The sequence below is a fragment of the Streptomyces sp. V4I23 genome, from assembly GCF_030817975.1.
Classification (GTDB): Bacteria; Actinomycetota; Actinomycetes; order Streptomycetales; family Streptomycetaceae; genus Streptomyces.
On the sequence record NZ_JAUSZW010000004.1, the window covers coordinates 4,466,221 to 4,480,011 of the forward strand.

General features: G+C 73.7%; 11 protein-coding genes. 10 read left to right on the forward strand and 1 reads right to left on the reverse strand.

What is annotated here, in order from left to right:
- Positions 1-42 precede the first annotated feature (42 nt).
- The 9 genes from QFZ82_RS22660 to QFZ82_RS22700 all read left to right on the forward strand — a co-directional run bounded on the left by QFZ82_RS22660 (position 43) and on the right by QFZ82_RS22700 (position 11,477).
- Positions 43-1,086: a DMT family transporter gene (locus tag QFZ82_RS22660; protein ID WP_307714887.1), complete on the forward strand. Its 1,044-nt coding sequence runs from the start codon at positions 43-45 to the stop codon at positions 1,084-1,086.
- A 136-nt stretch (positions 1,087-1,222) separates the two neighbouring features.
- Complete coding sequence (locus QFZ82_RS22665) at positions 1,223-2,128, forward strand: TIGR03084 family metal-binding protein (protein WP_307714888.1); 906 nt, start codon at positions 1,223-1,225, stop codon at positions 2,126-2,128.
- Entirely contained in the window at positions 2,125-3,873 is a 1,749-nt protein-coding gene (locus QFZ82_RS22670) for an acyclic terpene utilization AtuA family protein (protein WP_307714889.1), read from the forward strand. Before QFZ82_RS22665 ends, QFZ82_RS22670 begins: the two co-directional genes overlap by 4 nt.
- Positions 3,870-5,468, forward strand: a complete 1,599-nt coding sequence (locus tag QFZ82_RS22675) for an acyl-CoA carboxylase subunit beta (RefSeq protein ID WP_307714890.1) — start codon at positions 3,870-3,872, stop codon at positions 5,466-5,468. Before QFZ82_RS22670 ends, QFZ82_RS22675 begins: the two co-directional genes overlap by 4 nt.
- A gap of 10 nt (positions 5,469-5,478) precedes the next feature.
- The gene (locus QFZ82_RS22680) at positions 5,479-7,386 is read left to right on the forward strand and encodes a biotin carboxylase N-terminal domain-containing protein (RefSeq protein WP_307714891.1); all 1,908 of its coding nucleotides are present in this window, start codon (positions 5,479-5,481) and stop codon (positions 7,384-7,386) included.
- Positions 7,383-8,525 (forward strand): acyl-CoA dehydrogenase family protein, encoded by a 1,143-nt coding sequence (locus QFZ82_RS22685; protein ID WP_307714892.1) that lies wholly within the window; start codon positions 7,383-7,385, stop codon positions 8,523-8,525. The genes QFZ82_RS22680 and QFZ82_RS22685 overlap by 4 nt, the downstream gene beginning before the upstream one ends.
- Before the next feature lie 46 nt (positions 8,526-8,571).
- Positions 8,572-10,155: a 4-coumarate--CoA ligase family protein gene (locus QFZ82_RS22690; RefSeq protein ID WP_307714893.1), complete on the forward strand. Its 1,584-nt coding sequence runs from the start codon at positions 8,572-8,574 to the stop codon at positions 10,153-10,155.
- A 6-nt stretch (positions 10,156-10,161) separates the two neighbouring features.
- Complete coding sequence (locus QFZ82_RS22695; protein WP_307714894.1) at positions 10,162-10,893, forward strand: enoyl-CoA hydratase family protein; 732 nt, start codon at positions 10,162-10,164, stop codon at positions 10,891-10,893.
- The gene (locus QFZ82_RS22700) at positions 10,881-11,477 is read left to right on the forward strand and encodes a TetR/AcrR family transcriptional regulator (RefSeq protein WP_307714895.1); all 597 of its coding nucleotides are present in this window, start codon (positions 10,881-10,883) and stop codon (positions 11,475-11,477) included. The genes QFZ82_RS22695 and QFZ82_RS22700 overlap by 13 nt, the downstream gene beginning before the upstream one ends.
- Before the next feature lie 101 nt (positions 11,478-11,578).
- On the opposite strand, the gene QFZ82_RS22705 is transcribed toward QFZ82_RS22700, so the two are convergent.
- Positions 11,579-12,679: a citrate synthase 2 gene (locus QFZ82_RS22705; protein WP_307714896.1), complete on the reverse strand. Its 1,101-nt coding sequence runs from the start codon at positions 12,677-12,679 to the stop codon at positions 11,579-11,581.
- A gap of 432 nt (positions 12,680-13,111) precedes the next feature.
- On the opposite strand from QFZ82_RS22705, the gene pdxH reads away from it, so the two are divergent.
- Positions 13,112-13,735 carry a pyridoxamine 5'-phosphate oxidase gene (gene pdxH, locus QFZ82_RS22710; protein ID WP_307717806.1) on the forward strand — a complete coding sequence of 208 codons (624 nt, stop codon included), beginning with the start codon at positions 13,112-13,114 and terminating at the stop codon, positions 13,733-13,735.
- The last annotated feature ends 56 nt before the right edge of the window (positions 13,736-13,791 follow it).

The window sequence follows — 13,791 nt, forward strand, 5'->3', positions numbered from 1 at the left end:
CCGCATTTCACGGGGCACGTGCGGGTCCGTAGCGTGGAGGGGATGGTCGTGGGACGAGGTGAGCAGGGAGGCCGGGCGGTGAACGAGGCGGGGTCCGCGCACGGACGTACGGGCGTACCCACGGGGGCGCGCGGTCCGGCGGGGACGGGCGATACGGCGGGTGCGGGCGGGCCCGGCGCCGCCGGGGCCGTCGTCGTGCTGCCCGAGGGGGCCGGGCCCGTGGCCGAGGCACAGGCGGGACGGTCGCGGCGGAAGCTCGGGCCCGTGTCCCTCGTCGTGGCGGGCGCGCTGTCCGTACAGTTCGGCGCCGCGATCGCCGTGATGCTGATGCCGCGCACGGGCCCGCTCGGCGTGGTCACGCTGCGGCTCGTGCTCGCCGCGCTTGTGCTGCTCGTCGTGTGCCGGCCGCGCCTGCGCGGGCATTCGCGCGCCGACTGGGGCACGGTCGTCGCCTTCGGCGCCGCGATGGCCGCGATGAACGTCCTCTTCTACCAGGCCGCCCACCGCATCCCGCTGGGCGCCGCCGTCACCCTGGAGGTGCTCGGCCCGCTCGTCATGTCCGTGATCGCCTCGCGCAGGCTCGTCAACCTGCTGTGGGCGGGGCTCGCGCTCGCGGGCGTGTTCCTGCTGGGCGGCGGCGGTTTCGACCGGCTCGACCCCGTGGGCGCGCTGTTCGCCCTGGGCGCGGGCGCGATGTGGGCGGCGTACATCGTCTTCAGCGCCCGCACCGGGCGGCGCTTCCCACAGGCGGACGGGCTCGCGCTGGCGATGGCCGTGGGCGCGCTGCTCAGTCTGCCGCTGGGCCTGATGGAGGCCGGGTCGAAGCTGGTGGTGCCCTCCACGCTGGGGCTCGGCCTCGCGGTGGCGCTGTTGTCGTCGGTCCTCCCGTACACCCTCGAACTGCTGGCGCTGCGCAGGCTGCCCGCGGCGACGTTCGCCGTGCTGATGAGCCTGGAGCCAGCGATCGCGGCGACGGCTGGATTCCTCGTCCTGGGGCAGGGCCTGGTGCCTGCCGAGGTGGTGGCGATCGCGCTGGTCGTGGTGGCGAGCATGGGTGCGGTACGCGGGAGCCGGGTTCGTCCCTGACCAGGGCGGGGGTCGTTGATGGTGCCGGAAGGGCCCGGATGGCCGCCAAAAAAATCAAAGCAAGCACGCTTGCTTGTTTTCTGGAACGCTGCCATGCTCCGGGGCACGAACCGTCGTGCCCACCAGGGAGCGTTACGTGTCCGATCCGACTGCCGTGCTCGACGACCTGCGCGACGAAAGCGATGAACTCGACCGACTGGTCGCCGGCCTGGCCCCCGGAGCGTGGGCCGCGGCGACCCCCGCCGAGGGCTGGAGCGTCGCCCACCAGATCGCCCACCTCGCCTGGACGGACCGGGCCGCGCTGACGGCGGTCACCGATCCGGACTCCTTCGCCGCGGAGGTCGCCAAGGCGCTCGCCGCGCCGCACGCGTTCGTCGACGACGGCGCGGCCGAAGGCGTGGCCCTGCCACCCGCCGACCTGATGCACCGGTGGCGCGAGGGCCGCGAACTGCTGCTGACAGCCCTGCGCGAGGCCCCGCCCGGCACCCGGTTCCCCTGGTACGGACCCCCGATGAGCGCCGCGACGATGGCGACCGCGCGCCTGATGGAGACGTGGGCGCACGGCCAGGACGTTGCCGACGCGCTCGGCGTCGTACGGAAGCCGACGGCGCGGCTCGCCCAGATCGCGCGCATCGGCGTGCGGACGCGGGACTTCGCCTACCGGGTGCACGGGCTGACCCCGCCGGCCGAGCCGTTCCGCGTCGAACTGACCGGACCCGGCGGCGAACTGTGGACGTACGGCCCCGAGGACGCGGCTGGGGTTCCCCATGCCGAAGGCCTGGAGAAGGTGACCGGCCCCGCGCTGGACTTCTGCCTCCTGGTCACGCAGCGGGCGCACCGCGCGGACCTGTCGCTGCACGCGACGGGCCCGGACGCCGACCAATGGCTCGACATCGCCCAGGCATTCGCGGGCCCGCCCGGCAAGGGACGCCGGCCGGGGGCCCACAGGGCGGCCGGGCACAGCGGCACATCCACCGACCCGGCCGGCGGGCCCGAGCCCGGCGGCAACACCCGTGGCGGCACCGGCGGGGGACGCCGATGAACCCGGCCCCGACCGGCGGCGAGGCCCCCCGCGGCAGCAGCGCGCCGCTGCGCGTCGGGAACGCCTCCGGGTTCTACGGCGACCGGTTCGACGCCGTGCGCGAGATGCTCACCGGCGGGCCCCTCGACGTGCTCACCGGCGACTACCTCGCCGAGCTGACCATGCTCATCCTCGGCCGCGACCGCCTCAAGGACCCGCGCCTGGGCTACGCCAAGACCTTCCTGAGGCAACTGGAGGACACCCTCGGCCTCGCCCACGAACGCGGCGTCCGCATCGTCACGAACGCGGGCGGGCTCAACCCCGCCGGACTCGCCGACGCCGTCCGCGCCCTCGCCGCACGGACCGGCGTCCCCGTCCGCGTCGCCCACGTCGAGGGCGACGACCTGTCCGCCCGCTTCCCCGACGCGCTGACCGCCAACGCCTACCTCGGCGGCGCCGGCATCGCCGCCTGCCTGCGTGCCGGCGCGGACGTCGTCGTCACCGGCCGCGTCACCGACGCCGCCCTCGTCACCGGCCCCGCCGCCGCCCACTTCGGCTGGGGACCGCAGGAGTACGACAGGCTCGCGGGCGTGGTCGTCGCCGGGCACGTCCTCGAATGCGGCACCCAGGCCACCGGCGGCAACTACGCGTTCTTCACCGGTCACGACGTGCGCCGCCCCGGCTTCCCCCTGGCCGAGATCCACGCCGACGGCACCTGCGTCGTCACCAAGCACGACGGCACCGGCGGCCTGGTCGACGTCGGCACCGTCACCGCGCAGTTGCTGTACGAGACGGGCGGCGCCCGGTACGCGGGACCGGATGTGACCGCCCGGCTCGACACCGTACGCCTGGAGGAGGACGGCACGGACCGGGTGCGGATCTCCGGCGTGCGCGGCGAGGCCCCGCCGCCCGCCCTCAAGGTGGGGCTCAACCGCATCGGCGGCTGGCGCAACGAGGTCGTGTTCGTGCTGACCGGGCTCGACGTCGAGGCCAAGGCCCGCCTGGTGCGGGACCAGTTGGAGGACGCGCTCGGCAAGCAGCGGCCCGCCGAGGTGCGCTGGGAGCTGGCCCGCACCGACGCGGCCGACGCCGACACCGAGGAACGCGCCAGCGCCTACCTCCGGCTCGTGGTGCGCGACCCGGACGCCGAACGCGTCGGACGCGCGGTGAGCAGCGCCGCGATCGAGCTCGCGCTCGGCAGCTACCCCGGCTTCCACGTGACGGCCCCCCCGGGCAAGGGCGCGCCGTACGGGGTGTTCGGCGCGGCGTACGTCCCGGCCGCCACGGTCCCGCACACGGCCGTGCTGCCGGACGGGGAGCGCGTGGACATCCCGTCCGCCGCCGGCGCTGCACCGGACGGCGACGTGCCCCCCGGCGCTGCACCGGACGGCGGCGTGCCCCCCGGCGCGCTGCCCGAACCCCTGCCGCCCGGCCCGACCCGTCGCGCCCCCCTCGGTCTCGTCCTGGGCGCCCGCAGCGGCGACAAGGGCGGCGACGCCAACATCGGCGTCTGGGCCCGCACCGACGACGCCTGGCGCTGGCTCGCCCACGAGCTGACCACCGAGCGGCTGCGCGTCCTGCTCCCGGAGACCGCCCGGCTGTCCGTCGCCCGGCACGTGCTGCCCAACCTGCGCGCCCTGAACTTCGTCGTCGAGGGGATTCTCGGCGAAGGGGTCGCCGCGCAGGCCCGTTTCGACCCGCAGGCCAAGGCGCTGGGCGAATGGCTGCGCGCCCGCTACGCCGACATCCCGGAGGCATTGCTGTGACCGTCCTCGGCTCGGCCCTCGATGTGACGGGCCCCGAACACGCCGCCCACCGCGAGGCGATGCTCGCCCGTCTCGCCGACCTGGAGGCGGAGCACGCCAAGGCGCTCGCGGGCGGCGGCGAGAAGTACGTCGCCCGGCACCGGAAGCGGGGCAAGCTGCTCGCGCGCGAGCGGATCGAGCTGCTGCTCGACCCCGACACCCCCTTCCTGGAGCTGTCACCGCTCGCCGCGTGGGGCAGCGACTATCCCGTGGGCGCGTCGATCGTCACCGGCATCGGCGTCGTCGAGGGCGTCGAGTGCCTGATCACCGCCAACGACCCGACGGTGCGCGGCGGCGCGTCCAACCCGTGGACGCTCAAGAAGGCCCTGCGCGCCAACGAGATCGCGTACGCCAACCGGCTGCCGTGCATCGCGCTCGTCGAGTCGGGCGGCGCGGACCTGCCCTCCCAGAAGGAGATCTTCATCCCCGGCGGGGCGCTGTTCCGCGACATCACCCGGCTCTCGGCGGCCGGCATCCCGACGATCGCGGTCGTGTTCGGCAACTCGACGGCCGGCGGGGCGTACGTCCCCGGCATGTCCGACCACACCGTGATGATCAAGGAGCGGTCGAAGGTCTTCCTCGGCGGGCCGCCGCTGGTGAAGATGGCGACCGGTGAGGAGAGCGACGACGAGTCGCTGGGCGGTGCCGAGATGCACGCACGGACCTCCGGCCTCGCGGACCACTACGCGCTCGACGAGCAGGACGCGCTGCGCCAGGCGCGGCGGATCGTCGCCCGCCTCAACTGGCGCAAGGCGCACGCGGATCCCCTTCCGGCGGAGCCTCCGAAGTACGCGGCCGACGAGCTGCTCGGCATCGTGCCGGAGGACCTGAAGACGCCGTTCGACCCGCGGGAGGTCATCGCCCGGATCGTGGACGGCTCGGACTTCGACGAGTTCAAGCCGCTGTACGGGCCGAGCCTGGTGACCGGGTGGGCGCGGCTGCACGGCTACCCCGTCGGGATCCTCGCCAACGCGCAGGGCGTGCTGTTCAGCGCCGAGTCGCAGAAGGCGGCCCAGTTCATCCAGCTCGCCAACCAGCGCGACATCCCTCTGGTCTTCCTGCACAACACGACCGGCTACATGGTCGGCAAGGAGTACGAGCAGGGCGGCATCATCAAGCACGGCGCGATGATGATCAACGCGGTGTCCAACTCCCGCGTACCCCACCTGTCGGTGCTGATGGGCGCCTCGTACGGGGCCGGGCACTACGGAATGTGCGGACGGGCGTACGACCCGCGGTTCCTGTTCGCCTGGCCGAGCGCCAAGTCGGCGGTGATGGGCCCGCAGCAGCTCGCCGGCGTGCTGTCGATCGTGGCCCGCGCGTCGGCGGCGGCGAAGGGACAGCCGTACGACAACGAGGCGGACGCCGGGCTGCGGGCGATGGTCGAGCAGCAGATCGAGGCCGAGTCGCTGCCGGTGTTCCTGTCGGGGCGGCTCTACGACGACGGGGTCATCGATCCCCGCGACACGCGGACGGTGCTCGGCCTGTGCCTGTCCGCGATCCACACGGCACCGGTCGAGGGCGCCCGCGGCGGCTTCGGCGTCTTCCGGATGTGAGGACCCTTCCGTGATTGCTTCTGTCCTGGTCGCGAACCGCGGCGAGATCGCCTGCCGCGTCTTCCGCACCTGCCGTGACCTCGGGATCGCGACGGTCGCGGTCCACTCCGACCCCGACGCCTCGGCCCTGCACGTGCGCGAGGCGGACGCGGCGGTACGGCTGCCGGGCGCCGCGCCCGCGGAGACGTACCTGCGCGGCGAACTGATCGTGAAGGCGGCGCTGGCGGCCGGCGCGGACGCGGTGCACCCGGGGTACGGATTCCTGTCCGAGAACGCGGACTTCGCGCGCGCGGTGCTGGACGCCGGCCTGATCTGGATCGGCCCGCCTCCCGAGGCCATCGAGGCGATGGCGTCGAAGACGCGGGCCAAGGAGCTGATGGGCCTCACGCCCCTGGATGCCGGCACGCTCACCGAGGCCGATCTCCCCGTCCTCGTGAAGGCGGCGGCCGGCGGCGGCGGCCGGGGGATGCGGATCGTCCGTTCCCTGTTCGCGCTGCCGGGCGAACTGGAGGCGGCGAGCTCGGAGGCGGCGTCCGCGTTCGGCGACGGAGAGGTGTTCGTCGAGCCGTACGTGGAGGACGGCCGTCACGTGGAGGTCCAGATCCTCGCCGACACGCACGGCACGGTGTGGGCGCTGGGCACGCGGGACTGCTCGCTGCAGCGCCGCCACCAGAAGGTGATCGAGGAGTCACCGGCGCCCGGACTGCCGGACGGGCTCGTCGACGCGCTGCACGGGCAGGCCGTGCGGGCGGCGCGGGCCGTGGGCTACACGGGCGCGGGCACCGTCGAGTTCCTGGTGGGCCGGGACGGCCGGGCCCACTTCCTGGAGATGAACACCCGCCTCCAGGTCGAACACCCGGTCACCGAGGCCGTCTTCGGCATCGACCTGGTCGCCCTCCAGCTCGCCGTGGCCGAGGGGGCGGCCCTGCCGCCGGCCCCGCCCGAGGCCGCGGGCCACGCCGTGGAGGCCCGCCTGTACGCGGAGGATCCGGCCTCCGGCTGGACCCCGCAGACCGGGGTGCTGCACGCCTTCGACGTACCCGGCGGCCCCCCGGCCGTCCGCGTCGACTCCGGCTACGCGGCCGGAGACACCATCGGCGTCCACTACGACCCCATGATCGCGAAGGTCGTCGCCTGGGCGCCCACCCGCGCCGAGGCCGTCCGCAGGCTCGCGCACGCCCTGCGGCGGGCCCGGCTGCACGGGCCCGTCACCAACCGGGACCTGCTCGTGCGGTCCCTGGAACACCCCGACTTCGCCGGGGCCCGCCTCGACACCGGGTTCTACGAGCGCCACCTCGGCGACCTCACCGCCCCCCGGCCCGGCGAGGCGCACGCCGCCGTCGCGGCCGCGCTCGCGGACGCCGCCGCGCGCGGGGGCCGGTTCGGCGGCGCCTGGCGCAACCTCGCCTCCCAGGACCAGGCCAAGACCTACAACGGCCACGAGGTCCGCTACCGGCCCGCCCGCGACGGGGGCTACGAACTCCCCGGCACCCCCGGCGTACGCGCCGTCGAGGCGACCTTGTCCCGCGTGCGGCTGGAGACCGACGGGGTCGTACGGGCCTACGACGTCGCCGTCCACGGCGACACCGTGTACGTCGACAGTCCCGCCGGCGCCCACACCCTCACCGCGCACCCCCGGTTCACCGACCCCGCCGCCCGGGCCGAGCCCGGCTCGCTCCTCGCTCCCATGCCCGGGACCGTCGTGCGCGTCGGGGACGGCGTCCACGAGGGCGCCCGGGTCGTCCAGGGGCAGCCGCTCGTCTGGCTGGAGGCCATGAAGATGGAGCACAGGATCGTCTCGCCCGCCTCCGGCACGCTCACCGCACTCCACGCCCACCCCGGCCGCCAGGTCGAGGTCGGCGCCCTGCTCGCCGTCGTACAGGACGTACCGGAAGCCCAGGAGGACATCGCGTCATGACCGTCATCGAGAGCCAGGACCACCGGGATCTGCGCGCCGCCGTCGCCGCCCTCGGCAGGCGGCACGGCCAGTCCTACGACCGCGCCACGCTGTGGGCCGAGGCCGGCAAGCTGGGCTACCTCGGCGTGAACCTTCCCGAGGAGTACGGCGGCGGAGGAGGCGGCATCAGCGAACTGTCCATCGTGCTCGAGGAGTCCGGCGCGGCCGGCTGCCCCCTGCTCATGATGATCGTCTCGCCCGCGATCTGCGCCACCGTCATCGCACGGTTCGGCACCGAGGAGCAGAAGCGCACCTGGCTGCCCGGTCTCGCCGACGGCAGTCTGAGCATGGCGTTCGGCATCACCGAGCCCGACGCCGGATCAAACGCGCACCGCATCACCACCACCGCCCGCCGGACCGCCGACGGCTGGTCGCTGACCGGCCGCAAGGTCTTCGTCTCCGGGGTCGACATCGCGGACGCCACCCTGATCGTCGGGCGCACCGAGACTGCATCTTCTCGGGGGGCCGCACCGGCGCTGAAGCCCTGCCTGTTCATCGTCCCCCGCGACGCCGAGGGCTTCCACCGCTCGGCCATCGACATGGAACTGCAGGCGCAGGAGAAGCAGTTCGAGCTCGTGCTCGACGACGTGCGGCTGCCCGCCGACGCGCTCGTGGGCGAGGAGGACGCCGGCTTGCTCCAGCTGTTCGCGGGGCTCAACCCCGAGCGCATCATGACCGCCGCCTTCGCCATCGGCATGGGCCGGTACGCCCTCACCAAGGCCGTCGACTACGCCAAGGAACGCCAGGTCTGGAAGGACCCCATCGGCGCCCACCAGGCCATCGCCCACCCCCTCGCCCAGGCCCACATCGAGCTGGAGCTCGCCCGGCTGATGATGCAGAAGGCCGCCGCCCTGTACGACGCGGGCGACGACGTCGGCGCGGGAGAGGCCGCGAACATGGCCAAGTACGCGGCCGGCGAGGCGTGCGTGAAGGCCGTCGACCAGGCCGTGCACACCCTCGGCGGCAACGGGCTCACCCGCGAGTACGGTCTTGCGAAGCTGGTGACCGCGGCCCGGGTGGCCCGTATCGCCCCGGTCAGCCGCGAGATGATCCTGAACTACGTGTCCCACCAGTCCCTGGGTCTCCCCAAGTCGTACTGACAGACGACATCCTGGCCGTCCGTACCCACCCGCCGAGGGGGCCGTCATGGTGTTCCGCAGCAGCTACGCAGATGTCCCGGCCGTCGTCGAACCCATCCACGAGGCCGTGCTGGGCCGCGCCGCCGAGTACGGCGACACGGTCGCCCTCGTCGACGGTGCGAACGGCGCCACCGTCACCTACCGGCAGCTCGACCTGTTCCACCGCAGAATCGCCGCGGCCCTCGCCGACGCCGGCCTCGTCAAGGGCGACGTACTGGCCCTGCACAGTCCCAACACGGTCGCCTACCCGGCGGTGTTCTACGGGGCGACGCGGGCCGGTGCGTCGGTGACCACCGTCCATCCGCTCTCCACGGCGGAGGAGTTCGCGAAGCAGCTGCGCGACTCCCGCGCCCGCTGGATCGTCACCGTCTCCCCGCTGCTGGAGGCCGCCCGCCGCGCCGCCGAACTCGCCGCCGGGATCGAGGAGATCTTCGTCTGCGACCGCGCCGACGGACATGCCAGCGTCCTCGACATGCTCGGCTCCACCGCCCCCGAGCCCCAGGTGGTGATCGACCCGTCCGAGGACGTCGCGGTCCTGCCGTACTCGTCGGGCACGACCGGCGTGCCCAAGGGCGTGATGCTCACGCACCGGTCCATCGCCACCAACCTGGCGCAGCTGGAGCCCTTCATCCCGATGGGCCCCGGCGACCGCATCCTGGCCGTTCTGCCCTTTTTCCACATCTACGGGCTGACCGCCCTGATGAACGCCCCGCTGCGGCAGGGCGCGACCGTCGTCGTGCTGTCCCGCTTCGAGCTCGACCCGTTCCTGTCCGCGATCCAGGAACACCGCATCAGCGGCCTGTACGTCGCCCCGCCGATCGTCCTCGCGCTCGCCAAGCACCCGGCCGTCGCGAAGTACGACCTGTCGTCCCTGCGGTACATCGTCAGCGCGGCCGCCCCGCTGGACGCCCGGCTCGCCGAGGCCTGCTCGCGCCGCCTCGGCCTGCCGCCGGTGCGGCAGGCCTACGGAATGACCGAACTCTCCCCGGGCACCCACGTCGTGCCGCTCGCCGCGCAGAACCCTCCGCCGGGCGCTGTGGGGCTGCTCCTGCCGAGCACCGAGATGCGCGTCCTCGCCCTCGACGGCTCCGGCGAGGACGCGGGCGCCGGCCAGGAGGGCGAGATCGCCATCCGCGGACCCCAGGTGATGAAGGGCTACCTCGGCCGGCCCGACGCCACCGCCGCCATGATCGACGCCGACGGCTGGGTGCACACCGGCGACATCGGGCGCGTCGACGAGGACGGCTGGCTCTTCGTCGTCGACCGCGTCAAGGAACTGATCAAGTACAACGGCTTCCAGGTCGCCCCCGCCGAGCTGGAGGCGCTGCTGCTCACCCACGCGTCCGTCGCCGACGCCGCGGTGATCGGCGTACCGGACGAGGACGGCAACGAGGTCCCGAAGGCGTACGTCGTACGGCAGCCGGACGCCGAGGAACTGACCGAGGCCGATGTCCTCGCGTTCGTCGCCGAGCGCGTCGCGCCGTACAAGAAAGTGCGCCGCGTCGAGTTCACCGCCGGCATCCCGCGCGCCGCGTCGGGGAAGATCCTCCGGCGAGAGCTCAGGGACCGCGAGAACCGTTCCAAGGAGTAGACCCCCATGACGATCCGCACCGACCGCGACCGCGGCATCACCACCCTGACGCTCGACGGCCCGGACAGCCGCAACGCGCTGTCCGCGCGGCTCGTCGGCGAGCTGGCCGAGGCGCTCGCCCGGTGCGGCGAGGACGAGACCGTACGGGCCGTGGTGCTCACGCACACCGGCACCACGTTCAGCGCCGGCGCCGACCTGAAGGCGCCGCCGAGCCCGTACGCGTTCGTCGCCCTGCTGCGGCAGATCGTGACGCTGCCCAAACCGGTCGTGGCGCGGATCGCGGGCCACGCACGGGCCGGCGGGCTCGGTCTGGTCGGGGCGTGCGACATCGCCGCCGCGACGGACACGTCGGACTTCGCGTTCACCGAGGTGCGGATCGGGGTGGCGCCCGCGATGATCTCGCTGCCGCTGCTGCCCCGGATGGACCCCCGCGCCGCCGAGCGCTACTACCTCACCGGGGAACGGTTCGACGCCGCCGAGGCCGCCCGGACCGGACTGCTCACGCTCGCCGCCGCCGATGTGGACGAGGCACTGGCGCCGCTGGTCGAGGGGCTGCGCAGGGCGTCCCCGCAGGGGCTGGCCGCGTCCAAGGCGCTGCTCACGGCTAGGGTGCTGGAGACCTTCGACCGGGACGCCGAAGACCTGGTCCGGCGTTCGGCGTCGCTCTTCGCGTCGCCCGAGGCGCGCGAGGGGATGACAGCCTTTCTCGAACGACGGGATCCCGCATGGGTGTTGTGACGCCGCCCCCGGCGGCGAAGGCCCCGAAGCAGGACCGCAGCCGGGCGACCCGGCAGCGGCTGCTGGAGGCCGCCGTGGCCTGCCTGGCCGAGGTCGGCTGGGCCGGCTCGACCGTGTCGGTGGTCGCCGAGCGCGCCGGGGTCTCCCGCGGCGCGGCGCAGCACCACTTCCCGACGCGCGAGGACCTGTTCACGGCCGCGGTCGAGTACGTCGCCGAGGAACGCTCGCAGGCCCTGCGGGACCTGCCCGTCCAGGACCGTGCGTCGGTCGTCGCGGCCCTGGTCGACCTGTACACGGGCCCGCTGTTCCGGGCCGCGCTCCAGCTGTGGGTGGCCGCCTCCAACGAGGAGCAGCTGCGTCCGCGCGTGACCGAGCTGGAGGCGAGGGTCGGCCGCGAGACCCACCGCATCGCGGTCCGCCTGCTGGACGCCGACGAGTCACGCCCCGGCGTGCGCGAGACGGTCCAGGGCCTGCTCGACATGGCCCGCGGCCTCGGCCTCGCCAACCTCCTCACCGACGACGCGGCCCGGCGCGAGCGGGTGGTGGCGCAGTGGGCGGCGCTGGTGGAGGAGGGGCTGGGCTGAACGTATCCCCTGTGCGGGGCCGGGTCCGGCTCATCGGCGTCTGACGTACGTACGCGTACGGCGCCGCCCCTGGTGGGCGGCGCCGTACGCGTATGCGCGCGTCAGCCGGCGATGTCCTCCCAGCCCGCGATCTCGCGCGGGCTGCGCGCGCCCGGGCCCACGTAGCGCGCCGACGGGCGCACCAGGCGGCCCGTGCGCTTCTGCTCCAGGATGTGCGCCGACCAGCCCGCCGTACGGGCACAGGTGAACATGGACGTGAACATGTGCGCCGGGACCTCGGCGAAGTCCAGCATGATCGCCGCCCAGAACTCGACGTTCGTCGCCAGCACCCGGTCCGGACGGCGGTTGTGCAGCTCCTCCAGCGCCGCCTTCTCCAGCGCCTCCGCCACCTCGAAGCGCGGCGCGCCCAGCTCCTTCGCCGTACGGCGCAGCACGCGCGCCCGCGGGTCCTCGGCCCGGTAGACACGGTGACCGAAGCCCATCAGACGCTCGCCCTTGTCGAGGGCCTGCCGGACGTACGCGCTCGCGTCGCCGGTGCGCTCGATCTCCTCGATCATGCCGAGCACGCGCGAGGGTGCGCCGCCGTGCAGCGGTCCCGACATCGCGCCCACGGCACCGGACAGGGCCGCCGCCACGTCGGCGCCGGTGGAGGCGATGACGCGCGCGGTGAACGTCGAGGCGTTCATGCCGTGCTCGGCGGCGGAGGTCCAGTACGCGTCGACCGCCTTGACGTGCTTGGGGTCCGGCTCGCCGCGCCAGCGGATCATGAAGCGCTCGACGACCGACTCGGCCTTGTCGATCTCCCGCTGCGGCACCATCGGCAGGCCCTGGCCACGCGCCGACTGGGCGACGTACGACAGCGCCATCACGGCCGCGCGGGCCAGGTCGTCGCGAGCCTGCGCCTCGTCGATGTCCAGGAGCGGTTGGAGACCCCACACCGGAGCGAGCATCGCGAGCGCGGACTGGACGTCGACGCGGATGTCACCCGAGTGCACCGGGATCGGGAACGGCTCGGCGGGCGGCAGACCGGGGTTGAAGGCGCCGTCGACGAGCAGACCCCACACATTGCCGAAGGAGACGTGCCCGACCAGGTCTTCGATGTCGACGCCCCGGTAGCGGAGCGAGCCGCCCTCCTTGTCCGGTTCGGCGATCTCCGTCTCGAACGCGACGACTCCTTCGAGTCCAGGTACGAAGTCGGACATCAGGCGGCTCCTCGAGATGTGTACGACATGGTGTGCACGGGTGGTGTGCGTGTGCCGTATGGACGGCGGGGGCGGTCCCCCCGGTGATGCCCCGTGCGGCCGGTGGTCATCCAACCGCCGGGAGGCAGGCACGATATCCCCTGCTGTAGGGAGGTCACAGCGGCCCGACCCAAGATTTTGGCCGGTCCGTCCGATGCGGGGAAGCGTGACATCCGGCACACTGCCCCGATTCGCCCAGGGAGGATTGGCGGCACTCCGTGCCGGGCAAACTGGGGCCTGCGGCAGGATGTCTCCGTGACCGACCACGCCGCCCACGATGCCGCCGGCCCGCGCCGCCCGGGCCGGGACCACGCCGCGCCGGACGTGACCGTCTCCGGCCTCCCCCTGCCGGACCCGGCCGAGACCGAGCTCGTCGTCCCGGACCCCGCCGTCATGCGCGAGCAGTACCGCTCCACGCCGCTGAACGAGTCGGCACTGGCCACCGGGCCCATGGAGCAGTTCTCCCGCTGGTTCGCCGAGGCCGCGGCGGCGGCGCTGCACGAGCCCAACGCCATGATCCTCGCCACGGCCACACCCGACGCCCGGCCCTCCTCGCGGACGGTGCTGCTCAAGCAGTACGACGAGCGCGGCTTCGTGTTCTTCACGAACTACGACTCCCGCAAGGGCCGGGAGATCGACTCCAACCCGTACGTCTCGCTGCTCTTCCCCTGGCACCCGCTCGAGCGCCAGATCATCGTCACCGGCACCGCGTCCCGCATCGGCCGCGACGAGACCGCCGCGTACTTCCGCACCCGCCCGCACGGCTCGCAGCTCGGCGCCTGGGCGAGCGACCAGTCGTCGGTGATCTCCTCGCGCGCCGAACTGCTGCGCCGCTACGAGGAGCTGGCCGCACGCTACCCCGAGGGCGAGCAGGTCCCCGCCCCCGCGCACTGGGGCGGCATCCGGGTCGTGCCGGACGAGGTCGAGTTCTGGCAGGGCCACGAGAACCGGCTGCACGACCGCCTGCGCTACGTGCGCACCGACGGCGCCTGGCGCGTGGAACGCCTCGCGCCCTGAGGCCCGGCGCTCCGCGGCGGCGGCGGCGGCGCGGGCGCGGCGTCCTGCGCCCGTCC

What these genes read in the sequence shown, in the direction of transcription:
- QFZ82_RS22690 (WP_307714893.1), top strand. Translation starts at nt 8,572, where the DNA reads ATGGTGTTCCGCAGCAGCTACGCAGATGTCCCGGCCGTCGTCGAACCC.
- QFZ82_RS22685 (WP_307714892.1), top strand. Translation starts at nt 7,383, where the DNA reads ATGACCGTCATCGAGAGCCAGGACCACCGGGATCTGCGCGCCGCCGTC.
- QFZ82_RS22705 (WP_307714896.1), bottom strand. Translation starts at nt 12,679, where the DNA reads ATGTCCGACTTCGTACCTGGACTCGAAGGAGTCGTCGCGTTCGAGACG.
- QFZ82_RS22695 (WP_307714894.1), top strand. Translation starts at nt 10,162, where the DNA reads ATGACGATCCGCACCGACCGCGACCGCGGCATCACCACCCTGACGCTC.
- QFZ82_RS22670 (WP_307714889.1), top strand. Translation starts at nt 2,125, where the DNA reads ATGAACCCGGCCCCGACCGGCGGCGAGGCCCCCCGCGGCAGCAGCGCG.
- QFZ82_RS22660 (WP_307714887.1), top strand. Translation starts at nt 43, where the DNA reads ATGGTCGTGGGACGAGGTGAGCAGGGAGGCCGGGCGGTGAACGAGGCG.
- QFZ82_RS22700 (WP_307714895.1), top strand. Translation starts at nt 10,881, where the DNA reads ATGGGTGTTGTGACGCCGCCCCCGGCGGCGAAGGCCCCGAAGCAGGAC.
- pdxH (WP_307717806.1), top strand. Translation starts at nt 13,112, where the DNA reads ATGCGCGAGCAGTACCGCTCCACGCCGCTGAACGAGTCGGCACTGGCC.